Below are 16,064 nucleotides of genomic sequence, written 5' to 3'. Positions count from 1 at the left end.
GTCGGGCGGACGATGAGCCGCCGCGCCAGATGCAGGGCTTGGCGGGAGCGGGATAACTCCCGAGCCCCGGCTATCTTCGCTGTCATTTGCTCCTGGACCGGCAGCTCGAGGGGCTTTCGGCACCTCGGCCTGCAGACGCCGGAACCCCAGCGCATGGCGCGGTCAGTTGATGTACCTGTTCTTGCAGGTTCGAGGCACGAGCAGCGTGATGAACGACGCCGAAGGTGAGCGTTATCAATGCGGGCACCACGCCGGGAGTGCTGGGTGGAGAACGACCGTGCTCGACATGTCCAAACCTCCCGCGCTGAACCAAGGACCCCCTCACCCTCCGCTATGCGCATATCCTGCGGACAAGCTGGCCGGTCTGACCGAGTTCGGTCGGGCAACCCGCCCGGTCTCAACCTCCAGCGGGTTGAACTTGATCGCCGGGGTGACGAAACACCATCTCTTCGACGATCTGTTCCTCGAATAGCACCGCATCTTCAACCAGCAGGTATTCCTGACTGCAGGGATAAGCGCGTTCTTCCCAGGTGCCGGAATAAAGGCGGCGTCGCGGGGAAGGCACCGACTTGGACAGGAGAATTCTTCAATGTCGTGGTCAATTTTTAGGGCGTCGCGTCCGCTCGCCGCCTTCACTCTCGCATTGATGCTCGGCACCGCCGTGGCCGCTCAGGAACAGACGACCTCGCTCGGTGGTGGCTCGCAGAAGGCGCCTTTGTCGGCGGCGGCATCCGACCCGCGCGTGATGGGATGGATGCAGGGATTTCCCCCGCCCAAGGACAAGCTGATCATGCAACCGCAATCCGATTACTTCAGCTTTCCCAAGCTGCGCTGGTCGGTCTGCCACATTCGCCAGTTGCTGCCGACGGTGGAGATCAACCGTGGCCTGAAAAACGCCATTCCGCTGACGTATCTGCCGCCTGCGGAGCTTGCACGAACGGCAAAGACGATCAACGCGCTGACGTTCACCCCGCTCAATTCGAACAAGCCCATGACATGGGAGCAGTCGCTTGGCGTCAACTACACCGATGGCATGTTGATCTTCCACAAGGGGCGGGTTGTCTATGAGTGGTATTCCGGCTGCCTGGAGCCCGACGGCAAGCATGCCGCCATGTCGATGACCAAGTCCATGACGGGGCTGTTGGCGGAAATCCTGGTCGCGGAGGGCAAGCTCGATCCGAACGCACTGGTGACCCGCTATGTCCCGGAAGTGGCAAAGAGCGCCTTCGGCACCGCAACGGTGCGCGAAGTGATGAACATGACGACCGGGCTGGATTACTCGGAGGATTACGCCGATCCCAATGCGGGCGTGTGGAAATATGCGGCCGCTACGAGCCCCCTGCCAAAGCCCGCCGGATACAAGGGGCCGAACGGCTATTTCGAGTTTCTGGAGCAGATCAAGCCGGAAGGGAAGAACGGCGAGGCCTTTCACTACAAGACCCCGAATGCCGACATGCTCGGCTGGATCATTTCGCGCGTCAGCGGCAAATCGGTAGCGAACCTTGCGTCGGACCGGCTGTGGCGGCGGATGGGCGCGGAGCAGGACGCCTATATGACGGTGGACGCCTATGGCACGCCGTTTGCCGGCGGCGGGCTTAGTGCGGGATTGCGCGACGTCGGCCGGATCGGGCTCCTCGTGCTGAACGAGGGGGTGATCAACGGCGAGCGGCTGTTCCCCGCCGCAGCGGTGCAGGCGCTCCGGGCCGGGGGCGATCCGAAGAAGTTCGGAACGGAATATCCAGCCCTCATCGGTGGTAGCTACACCGGCCTGTGGTGGATCTATCCGGGCAACGGCAGGATCATCGCTGCACGCGGCGTCTAGCCGGTTGAAGCCGTTCGCGATAAGAACCAGCGGCAATCGAACTAAGGGGGTATCGTGGAGCTCAGCGCGCGCAACCAGATCTCCGGCACGATCGTCTCCATCACACAGGGCGCCGTAAACGGCTCGATCAAGGTCGGCATCGAAGGCGGCAACATTGTCACCGCGAACATCACTGAGGAAGCCATTGCCGAGTTAGGGCTGGTGACCGGCGACACGGTCACCGTCATCATCAAGGCCAGCGACGTGATGATCGGCAAGTAGGATGAAGCTCGGCCCCCTCTGGCTCAAGATTCAGATCGCTTGCGGCGACGCTCCAAGCACGCAAGCAGGCTTACGCGCACGTCCGCGGTGAGCTCGAACTGCACCGGCCGCCCGGTCTTTTGCTGGATCACGATCGCGCGCGTTCGGACATCCGTGCCGGCGACCAAGTCGCCGATTGTTATCTTTACCAAGTCGCAGCCGCGCAGTTTGCTGTGGATCGCCAGGTCGAACAGGGCGCGATCCCGTAGCCGGCCCTCGCGATCGAGAAAGAAACGGATCGCCCAAATCTGCTTCTGCGTTAGCGGCCGCTTCGTGCCAACAGTCTTCCCGGCATTCCACGCCGAGCGCCCCTGCATCGCAGGATCAAATTGCGAGTAACCCATCGTCCTTCTCCGTGGCCGGGGTGGCCGCGACCGAAATAGGTGCGGGCTGCAGCTCTTGCGCCGTCAAGGGACAGGCAGGTTCAGGTGATCGATAGGGTAAAGCTGCCGTCTTCTCCCCATTCACTGCGCGTCCGCTGCGACCAACCTGCTAGCTGTACTTCATTCCAATTGCGCACTCTGCCGTTAGCTTTTCTTCGTTGTCGAAACACTCCGAACCTTCCTTGTCCAGCTTCGAGCCTTCTGTTCTCGATCACTATCACAGACAAGCTGTGAATTGTTACAGCCGACCCAGTCAGGTTGAGTTCCCGAGCACTGTCAGAATCGCGATAAGGTTAAACAAATAGTTTCATACATAGAACTATAGGATTGAATGATGCCGTTGGTCGAATCCCTCTCTCAGTGTAATCTGGACAGATTACAAGCGCAGACGGTCCATTCAAGCGCAATGTTTACCTTGGTTTGTCGACCCGAGTATATGTTCTTGTTTTCGTCTTGTAGCCAAAATGCTTTTAAGAATAGTATCTGCCGCTCCGTTTATTCGTTGACTTTGAAGAATAGGAGGGAGGATCAACATTTGTCCGTCACGTAAGTAGACTGATACTGGAAGGCCGGTTAGTCTGTACGAATGGTACGTCGTAAGAGGCTCTACCAAGTTTCTATAGAACACCTGCCAGTCGGCCAACCCTGATCGCCACTCACCATTCTGGCGAACGACAATCTTCAATCTGTAAGTAACCTAAACTGGTTCAGAGCAAGACGTCAATGACACCGAAAGAGAAAGCATTTCCAAAAGAATCAGAGTCTTGCACCAATTCCGATATCTTTGCCGAAGATTCATTCTCAAAGCGAAACTGCATGTCTCTGAAGGAACACTCTCAGTTAGCTATTTCATACAAGGCACTATGAGAGTAAATAGAACCTGTTAGTGATTGCATGGGGCAAAGCTTTTTTTTCAAGTCGCGCGGTCGACGCATGGTGCGTTGCCACGCCCCTCGCGCTGATCGGTGCCTCCAACTTCTTCGAGCTGGCGGTCGCCGCTACGACCAGCCTGTTCGAGCTCAACTCGGGGCAGCGCTGGCGACTGTCGACGATCGTTATTCCGAACGGAAGGCGGCGCAGGCAAGACGTGACGCCGCGGCCAATCTTGCCTCACGCGCGCTCGGCTGATGGTCTCGCGCGGTCCGCCACCTGAACTTGAAGTGAACGCCTATTATGAAAGTAGCCATCCGGCCTGACGCGTCTGAACGGCAGCTAGTCCCTGTCTCGGTCCGCCGCCTGCCGCATCAACGAAGGGCAGCTTCTAGGATCAACAGGATCTGTTCGGAATGACCGAACTTGGGCGCTTTGCAGACCTAGCACTTCTCACAATCAGCGCGGCGGTTCTAGGTACGGGAGCGGACCGGCGGCTTGCCGTGGAGAGCATCCCGGTACGGGGCGTTCGGTAAGCGAAGCCGGGCTGCCGACGCAGCACTGATACCAGCGCGCCTGCATGTCGCTCGGCTTCACGCTGCTTTGGCAAGTCTCCACCTGAGCTCTCGGGCTTCGTGGCGATCCTTTCGGCCATATGGACGAGCTTGGCGGCTCAGCGTTCCTACGGCAGCGCTAAGCAACTCAGCCCGGCCCAGGGTCGGAGTGTAGCTGCCGCCTCGGGCGGTTGCGCTCGTTCAAGCTCGAAGTGAACTTCGAGCTTGAACGAGCGCTGCGATGAATAGCATTTCTATGCCACGCGACTTAGCAAGCCAGAGTCCGGCTGAACCGGACGTCCGAGTTACGTAAACACTGTACCGTGCCGAACCCAGGGCCAGGGCCGAATGTTTACGAAAGACCTCTACTGAGAGCATGGATTTCAACGATTTAACGAGGAAATTCGCGCATTTTTAGACAATGTTTACGGTATCCACCGTCACATACGGTCAGTGAGGCGCTGCTCGAAAGCACGACCATGAACGGGGGCAGCCGGGCGACATGCTTTGGCTGCCCCCTCGCTATCGGCACACGGACACTAACCGGGACCGCACGCTGCGTACTTTCCCGAAGATAGACATTGCCCTGTGCGGGACCGAAGCAGTCACCGTCCCCTCCCGCGGCGCATCATCGCGCACTGTCGGCAAGTGCGGGACGGAGAACGGCAATGTGCACCGGACTGAGCTTCACCACCAAGGATCATTATTTCGGGCGCAACCTCGATTACGAAATGTCGTATGGCGAAGCCGTCACTTTCACGCCGCGCAACTTCCCGATCGCGCTTCGCAAGCTGCCACCGATCGAGGCGCATCACGCAATCATCGGCATGGCCACCGTCGCGAACAACTACCCGCTCTATTACGACGGCACCAACGAGAAGGGCCTCAGCATGGCCGGACTCGCGTTCAGCGGGAACGCCGCCTATCTGCCCGCGGCCGCCGGCAAGACGAACGTCACCTCGTTTGAATTCGTCCTCTGGGTGCTGGCCCAATTCGAAACGGTGGCCGAGGTCGAGGCCGCGCTTCCATCGGTAAACCTGTTCGATGAGGCGTTCAGCGAGGGGATGCCCACCTCCCCCCTGCACTGGATCATCGCCGATCGGGACCGCTCCATCACCGTCGAGCCGCTGCGTGACGGGCTCAAGGTCTATGACAATCCCGTCGGCGTGCTGACCAACAACCCCACCTTCGACATGCAATTGTTCAACCTGAACAATTACATGCACCTGTCGCGTTATCCGCCGACCAACAATTTCTCCAGCGCGATCACCTTCGACATCTACAGCCGCGGCATGGGTGCGCTTGGGCTGCCGGGTGACCTGTCCTCCCCCTCCCGCTTCGTGAAGGCGACCTTCACCAAGATGAACTCGGTCTGCGGAGACTCGGAATCAGAATCCATCAGCCAATTCTTCCAGATTCTGGGATCGGTCGCGCAACAACGCGGGTGTGCCAATGTCGGCGACGAAAAATATGAGATCACGATCTATTCATCATGCTGCAACACCGCCACAGGCATCTATTATTACACTACCTACGAGAACAGCCAGATTACGGCCGTCGACATGCACAAGGAGAATCTGGATGGCCATGACCTTGCGGTCTACCCGCTGGTCAGGGGTCAGCAGATAAGGATGCAGAACTAGCGGCGCGCAGCAGGAGGAACCGGCTGGTGACCGCAAGCAGCGCGATGCTGGAGCAGCAGGCCGTCCACGAATTGCTGTTCTTCATGGATCTGGTGGGCACGTTCGTCTTTGCGATCAGCGGCGCGATGCTGGGGGTCCATCGCCGGCTGGACGTGTTTGGCGTCCTGGTGCTGTCCTTCGCGGCGTCCAGTGCGGGCGGGATCATGCGCGACGTTCTGATCGGTGCCGTGCCGCCGACTGCGATCAGCGACTGGCGCTATCTGGCGACATCGGTCGCCGCGGGACTGGCGATCTTCTTCTGGTATTCGCCCTGGGCACGGCTGCACACCGCGATCCAGCTGTTCGACGCCGCTGGCCTTGCCCTGTTCTCGGTCGCCGGCGCGGAAAAGGCGCTGACCTACGGACTGGACCCGCTGATGGCCGCGCTGCTCGGCATGGTCACGGGGATCGGCGGCGGGATGGCGCGCGACATCCTCGTCACCCGCACGCCAACCGTGTTGCAGGCGGATATCTACGCGGTGGCCGCGCTCCTCGGCGCCGGGCTGGCGGTCACCGGCAGCTGGCTGCGCCTGCCGCTCGTCCCCACCGCCATCCTGTCCGCCCTCGCCTGCTTCGCGCTGCGCGTTGCGGCGATCCATTTCGGGTGGCGGCTGCCCGTTGCGCTGACCTCGCGCGATCCAAGAGACGACGCCGCCACTTGATACTTCGTTCAGCCCCGCCGCTGGCGCTGCCGCGGATGGCCCGCAGCAACGAAGCCGTTGGATCGCCGCGCCACCCAGGGATAGCGGGCCGCCATCGTGCGGGTATAGCCTAGGTTGAACACCGTGGCGCTTTTCAGCGGGCGTTCGCGGCGGGTGTAGAGCGTGCCGAACAGTCGATCCCAGGCAAAGTTGGTGATGCCGAAATTGCCGTCCTCGTCATGGAAATGATGTTCCATGTGGCGCACCTTCATCCGCGCCAGCCATCCCGCGCGCGGCTTGTACGACAGGTGCTGGATGCAGTGGAAAAACTCATAGAAGCACGTCGCCAGCAGCCCGGTGGCAAGACCGGCCGCCGCCCCGCCCACCCCGCCGATCAGATAGCCCGGCAGCGCCGACACCAGCAGCAGCGTCGGCAACGTGGTGTAGAGCGCGCCGAACAGCACCTCCAGATGGTTGGGATCCTGGTGATGGTCGTAGTGGATCCGCTTCCACGTGGCCGCCAGCCACGGCACCTTGAACATCCAGTGGCAGTGCAGCACCCAGCGGTGCAGGCAATACCATATCAATGGATAGGCCAGGACGATCAGCGCGATCGTGGCGATCGTCGGCAGCACCGGCGCCGGCTGCATGACGAACACGCCAATGGAAAGCGCGGTCAGCGCGAGGTAGCAGAGGATGGCGTAATGCTGGAAATAGGCGACCACCAGCTCGCGCAACGTCATCCGGTCGAGATGATGCGACCGGTGCCAAAAGCCCTTTGATACAATGTCCACGATACCCCCGACCTCTTGTTCGGGCGACGGGCTAGCGCCGCGGACCTGCGCGATCATTGACGGGGATCAACGCTGCATCAGCGAGCGGCTGATCAGCTGGCGGGCAAGCGGCAGGCGCGCGCCTGCCCGCAGCACCGCATGGCGTGCCACCCCGGCCAGTGGTCGATCATCGGTGTAGAGGCGCACCAGCAGATTGGTGCCGGTGTAAAGCGGGCGGGTGGCGAGCCGATGCGCCGCCTCGTAGCGGCGCAGCAGCAGCGCAGAGGCGATGTCGCGCCCCGCGCTCACCGCCTCGCGGATCAGCCGGGCCAGGGTCGCTTGCCCCTGCAATCCCAGGTTGAAGCCATGCGCCGTCACCGGATGCATCCCCACCGCGGCATCGCCGATCAGCGCCGCGCGCGTCGCGGCAAAGTGCTGGGCAAAAGTGGTGGCAAGTGGATAGACGTGCGGATCCTCCACCACCGTGCACCGCCCCAGCCGACCGGCCGACCGCATCGTCAGCTCCGCCCCCAGGGCCGCGCGATCAAGGCTGGCGATCCGCTCGATCTCCCCCGCCGGCAGCGTCAGCACGATGGACGAGGTGCGTCCCGGCAGCGGCAGCAGCGCGATGGTCTGCCCATGATCGAACCATTCGGTCGCCACGCCGCCATGGTCGCGGTCATGCGCCACGCGGCACACCATCATCGATCGGCCGAGCCGGTTGATCGACGCGGCAATGCCAAGCTGCTCGCGCACCTTCGAGAAGCGCGAATCCGCCGCCACCAGCAGGCGGCTCCGCAATTCACGCCCGTCGGCAAGTGTCACCCTTGCGGCCGCCAGCCCCGTGCGCACACGATCCACCGCAACGCCGGCGACCAGTTCCAGCCCCGCCGGTCCATCGCCGGCCTCGAACGCGGTTCGATAAAGCGCCCGGCGCAAGTGATGATTGGGCACCAGCTGCCCCAGCCAGTCCTGCGCACCGCCAGCCGGATCGAACGAGAGCGCGAACGGTGAACGGCCGTTCAGCACGCGTGCCGCGCGCAGGGGCGCGATCATCGCGGGGTCGAGATGCTGACACGCACCCATCTCCTGCAGCAGGCGCACGGAGCGATGGGTCAACGCGATCTCGCGCCCGTCGCTTGGTGGGTTGGCGAGCACGTCCGCGGGCTGGCGCTCCACCACGGCGATCCGCAGGCCGGTTCCGCGCAACGAACAGGCCAGCGCCAATCCCGCCGGCCCGCCGCCGATCACCACGACATCATGATCCATCAGACATGCCCCACCATCATCATCATTCTGATGGCGGCATCGCACGGCATGGCGGCCGGGCGGTTTGACCCCGGTCAATGCCGCGTGCGGACCGTACGCTAGCCTTGCGGCACAAAGGGAGTTTGCCCGTGACGAGGCATGATCGTTCTGCCGGCCTCGTGCTGGCGTTTTCGCGTGGCTGGCAGGTGGTGCAGGAAGTCGACCTGATGCGCCTCGTCGCCTTTCACACCGGCGTCGCCGGGCTGTGCGACGCACTGGAGCAATGCGCCGACGCCCTGCCCGGATTGCCGGATCCGGCAACGTGCGCGCGGCTGTGCAGCGGACTGGAGATGGTGATCGCAACTGGTGACGATGATCGCTGCCCGGTCGCCCCGTTCCTGCGCCCGTCCGGCACTGACCCGCTCGGCACGGCACTATCCCGGCTGATCGAGACGCGGCGCGTTGCCAACACCGTTTACGCGCAGGAACTGCTCGCCGCGCTTCGGCCCGATGACGAAACGCCTACGCCTGATGCGGCGACGCTCGGCTATATGCTGCGCTGTTTCTTCACTGGCTGCCGCGCATCGATCGAGCTCGAACAGCTGGCGATCCTCGCGGCCGCGCACCAGCGGCTCACCGCAGAGGGGCGCGCATTGCTGGTCGAGGCACTTGGCCGGCGGGCCGCCGCCGGCTAGCCCGCCGCCGCTGCCCTCAGGCCGCCTGTGCGCGCAGTTCCAGCGCGTTCTGATCGGCGATGGTGATCCCCCGCCCGCCGGGCAGCGAGATGACGCCGGCGCTCTTCAGCTTCGTCATTTGCCGGCTGACGGTCTCGATCGTCAGCCCCAGCACGTCGGCGATCTGACCGCGCGTCAGCGGCAGGTCAAAGGTCAATGGCCCGTCGGGCGTCGCGCGGCATCCGGTGCTACCCGCGCGTGACGCCATGTCGAGCAGGAAGCCGGCGATCTTCTCCTCCGCCGATTTACGCGCCAGCGTCAGCATCCGGCCGCGCGCCTCGTTCAGCGCGCGCAGCGTGCGTTGCAACAGCACGTGCTCCATGCGCGCATGATCCTCCAGCACCCGCTCGAACGCCTGGCGGGGGAAGACGCACAATTCGGCATCGGTCAGTGCGGTGATCGTGAAATCGGCGTGATCGGCAAAGGGCGTGCCGACGAAGTCGGAGGCATAAAGCAGACCGACGATCTGCTCGCGCCCGTCGGCGGTCGACGCCACCAGCTTCAGCACGCCGGACAGCAAATTGGCGCAGATCACGCTTTCATCGCCCGCCCACATGACGGTGGCGCCGCGCGGCACCCGGCGGCGCTGCCCGATCGAATTGAGCGCGACGAGTTCCTGATCGTCGAGGCTGCCGCACAGCGCCTGGTCGCGCACGGCGCAATCCGCACAAATATCCTTGGCCAGCATGGCTGCCATATAGGTCGGCGGCGCAGGTCTGTCGCCCCCGCCTTGTCATGCAAAACGGGGCGACGCACGCGCGTCACCCCGTGCTGCGTCGATCACCGGCGCGCCGGCGCCTCGTCGTCATCCTCGATCGGCAGATGGAATTCGTGCCAGATGCCGTTGAGGATGCCGAACAGGACGGCGAGGCCAAGGCCGAGAACCCAGGTGAAATACCACATCGTATCAGCCTCCTGTCAGTAGAAGTCAGGGTTGGTGCGGACTTCCTCCGTCGTCACCCGGCCGAACATCACCTTGTATGCCCAGGCGGTGTAGGCGAGCACGATGGGCAGGAAGACCACCGTAACGAACAGCATGATCCCCAGCGTCCGGTGCGTGGACGATGCATTCCACACCGTCAGGCTGGAATGCGCGTCGATGCTGGACGGCAGGATGAACGGGAACATCGAACAGCCAACGGTGGCGATGATCCCGACCGCGGCGGAGGATGAGCCGGCGAAGGCCAGCACCTCGGCGCCGCGGCGAATGCCGACAAACGCCAGCACCGCACCGACGAAGCCCATCAGCGGCGCCGCCACCATCCAGGGATAAAGCGCAAAGTTGGTGAGCCAGCCGCCCGCGACCTGTTCGGCGGTGGTGCGCAGCGGGTTGGACGGGCCGGCCGGATCGACGACGCTGGTGATGCGATACCCGACATCGCCATAAGCGACGAACACATAGCCGACCGCGAACAGCGCGATCGTCGCGATCGCCGCGACGCTGCCGACGGTGCGGGCGCGATCGTGCACTGGCCCACGCTCCACCTTGATCGCCAGCCACGCCGCGCCGTGCAGCACCAGCATCGCGACCGACAACAGGCCGCACAGCAGCGTGAAGGGCGTGAACAGGTCAAGGAAACTGCCCTCGTAGAAGGAACGCAGGTCACTATCGATGCGGAAAGGCGCGCCCTGCAGCACGTTGCCGACCGCCACACCGAACACCAGGGCCGGGACGAAGCCGCCGACGAACAATGCCCAGTCCCAACGGGTGCGCCATGCGGGGTCCGGCCGCTTGGAGCGATACTTGAACCCCACCGGCCGCAGGATCAGCGCCGATAGCACCACGAACATCGCCAGGTAGAAGCCGGAGAAGCTGACGGCATAGACGTGCGGCCAGGCCGCGAAGATCGCACCGCCGCCCAGGATGAACCACACCTGGTTACCCTCCCAGGTCGGTCCCACGCTGTTGATCACCATACGCCGCTCGGCGTCGGTCTTGGCGACCCAGGGCAGCAGCGATGCCACCCCCAGGTCGTACCCATCGGTGAGGGCGAAGCCGATGAGCAGCACGCCCATCAGCGCCCACCAGATGACGCGTAGCGTCTCATAGTCGAACATGGTTCGATCCTTTCGTTCAGGCGGTAATGGGCTCGGCGGGGATCGGTCCCGGCGCCGGCTGATCAGGCTCGCGCGCATCCGGCCCGTGCTTGATCGCGGCGAGGATCAGGCGAACCTCGATCACGGCCAGGCCGCCATACAGCGCGGTGAAGCCCGCGATCGTCGTCCACAGGGCGCCGCGGCTCAGGGTGCTGTGCGCCAGGAACGTCGGCAGGACGCCTTCGATCGCCCAGGGCTGGCGGCCCAGCTCGGCGACGATCCAGCCCATCTCGGCCGCGATCCACGGCAGCGGGATGGCCGCAACGGCCAGCTTCAGGAACCAGCGGCTCTGCAGATGCAACCGGAGTGAGCACAGGACGAATGCCGCACCGAACAGCGCGATCATCGCAAAGCCGATCAGCGCCATCACGCGGAAGGTCCAGAACATCAGGCCGACGTCAGGCACTGTGTCCCACGCCGCCGCCTCGATCTGCGCCGGGGTCGCCAGGCGCGGATCGTCCAGATGCCGCTTCAGCAGCAGGGCATAGCCAAGGTCGCGCTTGTGCGTCTCGAACCGGGCGCGCTGCTCGGCATTGGTGGGATCGGTCTTCAACCGTTCGACCGCATCATAAGCGATGATGCCCGACGCGATCCGCTCCTGCGCCTTCAGCACCAGTTCCGACATGCCGGCAACGGTGCCATCCAGGCTGCGCGTCGCGATCAGGCCCAGCAGCCACGGAATCTCGACCTTGTAGCGCGTCTCGCGTGCGACGGAATCGGGATAGCCGACCAGCGTCAGGCCACTCGGGCCAGGCTCGGTGTGCCAGACCGCCTCGATCGCGGCGAGCTTCATCTTCTGGTTGTCGGTCAGCGCATAGCCGCTCTCGTCACCCAGCACGACGACCGACAGCGAGGAGGCAAGGCCGAACGCCGCAGCGACCGTCATCGACCGACGCGCCACGGGGATGAAGCGGCCTTTCAGCAGGTAATAGGCCGATACGCCCAGCACGAGTGCGGAGGCGATGACGTAGCCGGCGCTGACGGTGTGGACGAACTTGGCCTGCGCAATCGGATTGAACAGCACCGCGCCAAAGTCGCTCACCTCCATCCGCATGGTTTCGGGATTGAAGGTCGCGCCGACCGGGTTCTGCATCCAGCCGTTGGCAATCAGGATCCACAAGGCGGACAGGTTGGTGCCCAGCGCCACCAGGAAGGTGACGATGAGGTGGCCCAGTTTCGACAGCCGGTCCCAGCCGAAGAACATGATGCCGACCATGGTCGCCTCGAGGAAGAAGGCCATCAGCCCCTCGATCGCGAGCGGCGCACCGAAGATGTCGCCGACATAATGCGAGAAATACGACCAGTTGGTGCCGAACTGGAACTCCATGGTGAGCCCGGTCGCGACACCCAGCGCGAAATTGATGCCGAAGATCTTGCCCCAGAACCGAGTCGCGACCCGCCACACCGGGCGGTTCGTCATCACATAGATCGATTCCATGATGACGAGCATGAACGACAGGCCGAGCGTCAACGGCACGAACAGGAAGTGGTACAGCGCGGTCAGCGCGAATTGCAGCCGCGACAGGTCTGTGACCCCGAGGTCCATTGAAATGTCTCCCCCGTGGGGCCGCACGTCCGGCCCCTGGATGGCCGCGCGGTAGGCCCGGGCCGCACGCGCAACATTGACCGTGGTCAAAGACCTGGCGCTGTTTCGCAGCGACCTGCCGTGCATGACTGCGATCCCATCGACAAAGGCCATGGCCCGTGCGCGCGGCCGGTGGCTCACCGCCGCGGCCGGCACGGGCGCGGGCGCTGCCGGTGCCGTGCTGCTGCTGGATACGCTCGCCGCCATCGGCTTTGCCGCCGGCCTCGCGGGCGGCGTCGTCGCAGTACCGGATGGCCTCACCGCCGTCCTCCCCTGGGCGGCGCTGGTCGCGGTGACCGGCGCGGCGCGCGGGCTGTTCGCCATGGCATCGGCGCAGATCGGCGCCGCTGCGGCCGAGCGGTCGAAGGCGCAGGTGCGCCGCCGCGTGGTGGAGGCCGCGCTTCACCGCGCGCCGGGTGGCGCCACCACCATGGGCGGCTGGATCACTGCCGCGGTTGACGAGGTGGAGGCGCTCGACGGCTATGTCGCCCGCTTCCTCCCGGCGCGACGCGCGGCCGGGCTGGCGCCCCTACTGGTACTGGCCGCCACCGCCATCGCCAGCCCGGTATCGGCGGCGATCCTGCTCGGCACGCTGATCCCCTTCGTCATCGCAATGGCGCTCGCCGGCGGCGCCGCGGCGGATGAATCGCGCCGCCAGTTCGTCGCCTTGTCGCGCCTTTCCGGCCGCTTTGCGGATCGCGTGCGCGCCCTGCCGGTGGTGCTCGCCTTCGGGGCGGAGCAGCGCGAGGCGAATGCGCTGGGCGAAGCGGCGGACGAGCTCGCCAAACGAACGATGCGTGTGCTGCGGGTCGCCTTCCTGTCCTCCGCGGCGCTCGAATTCTTCGCCGCGCTATCAGTGGCGCTGGTCGCGGTCTATTGCGGCTTCAACCTGCTCGGCCAACTCCCCTTCCCCGTGCCCGAACAGCTCGATCTCGGCCGGGCCTTCTTCGTGCTGGCGCTGGCACCCGAATTCTATGGTCCGATGCGCCGCCTCGCCGCCGCCTATCACGACAAGCAGTCGGCCGAGACCGCAGCGGAGCGGTTGATGACGCTCCCCGCCCCGCTCGCCCCGGCGCGCCCGCGGCCGATTTCCGCCCAGCCCGCACTCGCCTTCCACGATGTGACGATCCGCTATCCCGACAGCGACCGCCCAGCGGTCGCCAACCTCTCCTTCACCGCCGCGCCCGGACAGACGATCGCGCTGGTCGGCCCGTCGGGCAGCGGCAAGTCGAGCCTGCTCCACCTGCTGCTCGGCCTCGCGCCGATGGAAAGCGGCACGGTGCTGGTGGACGGCGTGCCGCTCGACACGATGGGGACGATCGCGCCGCTCGCCAGCTGGGCCGGGCAGCACCCGCTGCTGCTCGCCGGCACGATCCGCGACAATCTGCTGCTGGCCAATCCGAAAGCGACGCCCCGCGATCTCGACGCCGCGGTCGAGGGCGCGGGGCTTGGACCGATGCTGGCACGCCGCCCGGCGGGGCTGGACAGCGAAATCGATTCGCGCGGCAGCGGGCTGTCGGGCGGCGAACGACGTCGGATCGCACTCGCCCGCGCGCTGCTGAAGCCGGCGCCGTTGCTGCTGCTGGACGAGCCGACCGCGCATCTCGATCACGCCAGCGAAACCGCGCTGATCGCCACCATCGCCGGCGCGTGCCGTGGACGCACCACCCTCCTCGCCACCCATAGCGAGCGCCTTGCCGCCATCGCCGACCAGGTCGTCCGCCTCGGAGACAGCCAGTGACCCTCGCCACACTGATCGCCGCCGAACGTCGCGCCCAGCATCGCCTGCTGCTGCGCGCATCACTCTTTGCCGCGCTGGTCGCCGCGGCCTCGGTCGTTCTCCTGGGCCTGTCGGGCTGGTTCATCACCGCCGCCGCGATTGCCGGCGCAGCGGGGCCGGCGGTGGCGCTGGCCTTCAACTACATGCTGCCATCCGCCGGCATCCGCCTGCTCGCGATTGTCCGGACCGGCGCGCGCTATGGTGAGCGGCTGGCCAGCCACGAGGCGGCGTTCGGCGCGCTCGCACGCATCCGGCCCGCCTTGTACCGTGCGCTGGCCGCCGCGCCGGTCCACCGCGCGATGGCGCTCGGGACCGGAGAAGCGACCGCACGCCTCGTCGATGATGTCGGCGCGATCGAGACCCGCTTCGTCCGCCTATCGGCACCCGGGGGCATCGCCGCCGCAATCGGCGCGGGCGGCTGTTTGGTAATCCTCGGCGGTATCCCCGCCGCGCTGGCGACACTGTCTTGCGCCGCAGCGACCTTGGTGATCGGCGCGCTATTGTCCCGCCGCATGGATGCGCCGGGCCGCGCGGTTCAGCAGGCGGCCGGCGCGCTGCGCGAGGAAGTCGCCCGGCTGGTCGATGCCGCGCCGGAGCTTCGCTGCTTCGGGCTGGAGGATTGGGCCGCAGACCGGATCACCGTGGAGGCGCGCGCACTGGGTCATGCGCATCGCCGGCATACCGAAGCGGCAGGCTGGTTCGAATGGCTTCACGCGGGTGGGATCGGCCTGGCCGCCGCCAGCGCGCTGTTCCTTGCCGCCCCCGCCGGCGCGCCGATCGCGGCAATGGCGGCCTTGGCCGCAGCGATGACGATCGATGGCCTGGGGCCGCTGCTGCGCGCCCTGGTCGAGCAGGGACGCGTGCGTGAGGCAGAGGTCCGGCTCGACGCCATCCTGGAGAATGCTTCCGCGCAGATCGCCCCTGCCCCTGCCCCTGCCCCGGCCACTGCGCTTGTCGCCGCGCCGACACTCACCCTCGCCAGCCCGTGCAGCGCCGTCCTTCGTCCCGGCGAGCGTGTCGCGTTGGTCGGCCCGTCGGGCGCCGGCAAGACGACGCTGCTCGAAACGCTGCTCGGCCTGCGAGATCCCGCGCCGGGCAGCATGGCGCTCCATGGGCATGACGCGGCACAGATCGATCCCGTCATTCGCCGCCGCTGCTTCGGCTGGGCGCCGCAAGATGCCGCCCTGCTCTCGGGCACTGTGCGCGACAATCTGCTGCTCGCCGATCCGGCGCTGTCCGACGACGCGCTGTGGCAGGCGCTGCACGATGCCGCGATCGACGATCGCGTGCGCGCGCTCGGCGGGCTCGACGGATGGGTCGGTGAGAATGGCGCGCGGCTATCCGGCGGTGAGCGCCGGCGGCTCGCCCTCGCCCGCGCTTATGCGAGCGCGGCGCCCTGGCTGTTGCTCGACGAACCGAGCGAAGGGCTGGACGCGGCGACCGAACAGCTGGTGGCCGCGCGGCTGGCGCAGCGGCTGAATCGCACCGGTCAGGGGCTCCTGCTGGTCAGCCATCGGCCCGCGATGGTCGCCACCTGCCAGCGCCGGATCGATCTTCTCGCCGGCGATCACCCGCTGCCGCAACTCGCTGCCTGA

The 16,064-nt window shown here is 65.3% G+C and carries 14 protein-coding genes and 2 pseudogenes; 9 read left to right on the top strand and 7 right to left on the bottom strand.

Translation table 11 applies throughout. The features are described from left to right. Positions 1–208 precede the first annotated feature (208 nt). The 3 genes from XM50_RS08800 (at position 209) to XM50_RS08790 (ending at position 2,083) form a co-directional block, all read left to right on the top strand. Positions 209–472: a hypothetical protein gene (locus tag XM50_RS08800; RefSeq protein ID WP_156167214.1), complete on the top strand. Its 264-nt coding sequence runs from the start codon at positions 209–211 to the stop codon at positions 470–472. A 117-nt stretch (positions 473–589) separates the two neighbouring features. Then, positions 590–1,822 (top strand): serine hydrolase domain-containing protein, encoded by a 1,233-nt coding sequence (locus XM50_RS08795; protein ID WP_231621908.1) that lies wholly within the window; start codon positions 590–592, stop codon positions 1,820–1,822. Positions 1,823–1,876: 54 nt separating this feature from the next. Further along, complete coding sequence (locus XM50_RS08790) at positions 1,877–2,083, top strand: TOBE domain-containing protein (RefSeq protein ID WP_046408927.1); 207 nt, start codon at positions 1,877–1,879, stop codon at positions 2,081–2,083. Positions 2,084–2,127: 44 nt separating this feature from the next. Here the strand turns inward: XM50_RS08790 and XM50_RS08785 are convergent. Beyond that, a pseudogene (locus XM50_RS08785) lies at positions 2,128–2,466 on the bottom strand (integrase); the annotation flags it as partial. A gap of 937 nt (positions 2,467–3,403) precedes the next feature. On the opposite strand from XM50_RS08785, the pseudogene XM50_RS20500 reads away from it, so the two are divergent. The 3 genes and pseudogenes from XM50_RS20500 to XM50_RS08775 form a co-directional block, all read left to right on the top strand. Then, positions 3,404–3,562, top strand: a pseudogene (locus XM50_RS20500) (arsenical-resistance protein); the annotation flags it as partial. Positions 3,563–4,597: 1,035 nt separating this feature from the next. After that, positions 4,598–5,572 carry a choloylglycine hydrolase gene (gene bsh, locus XM50_RS08780; RefSeq protein WP_046408925.1) on the top strand — a complete coding sequence of 325 codons (975 nt, stop codon included), beginning with the start codon at positions 4,598–4,600 and terminating at the stop codon, positions 5,570–5,572. 26 nt (positions 5,573–5,598) lie between these two features. Continuing rightward, the gene (locus tag XM50_RS08775) at positions 5,599–6,273 is read left to right on the top strand and encodes a trimeric intracellular cation channel family protein (protein WP_231621907.1); all 675 of its coding nucleotides are present in this window, start codon (positions 5,599–5,601) and stop codon (positions 6,271–6,273) included. 8 nt (positions 6,274–6,281) lie between these two features. On the opposite strand, the gene XM50_RS08770 is transcribed toward XM50_RS08775, so the two are convergent. Beyond that, positions 6,282–6,995, bottom strand: a complete 714-nt coding sequence (locus XM50_RS08770) for a sterol desaturase family protein (RefSeq protein WP_231621911.1) — start codon at positions 6,993–6,995, stop codon at positions 6,282–6,284. 117 nt (positions 6,996–7,112) lie between these two features. After that, positions 7,113–8,294, bottom strand: a complete 1,182-nt coding sequence (gene ubiM / locus XM50_RS08765; RefSeq protein ID WP_046408923.1) for a 5-demethoxyubiquinol-8 5-hydroxylase UbiM — start codon at positions 8,292–8,294, stop codon at positions 7,113–7,115. A 128-nt stretch (positions 8,295–8,422) separates the two neighbouring features. On the opposite strand from ubiM, the gene XM50_RS08760 reads away from it, so the two are divergent. Next, positions 8,423–8,968: a hypothetical protein gene (locus XM50_RS08760; protein WP_046408979.1), complete on the top strand. Its 546-nt coding sequence runs from the start codon at positions 8,423–8,425 to the stop codon at positions 8,966–8,968. A 16-nt stretch (positions 8,969–8,984) separates the two neighbouring features. On the opposite strand, the gene XM50_RS08755 is transcribed toward XM50_RS08760, so the two are convergent. The 4 genes from XM50_RS08755 to XM50_RS08745 all read right to left on the bottom strand — a co-directional run bounded on the left by XM50_RS08755 (position 8,985) and on the right by XM50_RS08745 (position 12,650). After that, the gene (locus tag XM50_RS08755) at positions 8,985–9,695 is read right to left on the bottom strand and encodes a Crp/Fnr family transcriptional regulator (protein WP_046408922.1); all 711 of its coding nucleotides are present in this window, start codon (positions 9,693–9,695) and stop codon (positions 8,985–8,987) included. Between the two features lie 92 nt (positions 9,696–9,787). Next, positions 9,788–9,910 carry a cytochrome bd-I oxidase subunit CydX gene (gene cydX, locus XM50_RS19655; protein ID WP_082102901.1) on the bottom strand — a complete coding sequence of 41 codons (123 nt, stop codon included), beginning with the start codon at positions 9,908–9,910 and terminating at the stop codon, positions 9,788–9,790. Between the two features lie 15 nt (positions 9,911–9,925). After that, complete coding sequence (gene cydB, locus XM50_RS08750) at positions 9,926–11,065, bottom strand: cytochrome d ubiquinol oxidase subunit II (protein ID WP_046408921.1); 1,140 nt, start codon at positions 11,063–11,065, stop codon at positions 9,926–9,928. 16 nt (positions 11,066–11,081) lie between these two features. After that, positions 11,082–12,650 (bottom strand): cytochrome ubiquinol oxidase subunit I, encoded by a 1,569-nt coding sequence (locus XM50_RS08745; RefSeq protein ID WP_046408920.1) that lies wholly within the window; start codon positions 12,648–12,650, stop codon positions 11,082–11,084. Positions 12,651–12,801: 151 nt separating this feature from the next. Here XM50_RS08745 and cydD point away from each other — a divergent pair, with 151 nt between their 5' ends. Beyond that, positions 12,802–14,430 carry a thiol reductant ABC exporter subunit CydD gene (gene cydD / locus XM50_RS08740; protein WP_197075478.1) on the top strand — a complete coding sequence of 543 codons (1,629 nt, stop codon included), beginning with the start codon at positions 12,802–12,804 and terminating at the stop codon, positions 14,428–14,430. Continuing rightward, complete coding sequence (locus tag XM50_RS08735) at positions 14,427–16,064, top strand: ATP-binding cassette domain-containing protein (RefSeq protein WP_046408918.1); 1,638 nt, start codon at positions 14,427–14,429, stop codon at positions 16,062–16,064. Before cydD ends, XM50_RS08735 begins: the two co-directional genes overlap by 4 nt.

Origin of the sequence: Sphingomonas sp. Ag1 (assembly GCF_000980895.1) — a bacterium.
Classification (GTDB): domain Bacteria; phylum Pseudomonadota; class Alphaproteobacteria; order Sphingomonadales; family Sphingomonadaceae; genus Sphingomonas; species Sphingomonas panaciterrae.
Note: the sequence above shows the minus strand (reverse complement) of the source record. Positions and strands in the feature narration are given on the sequence as shown.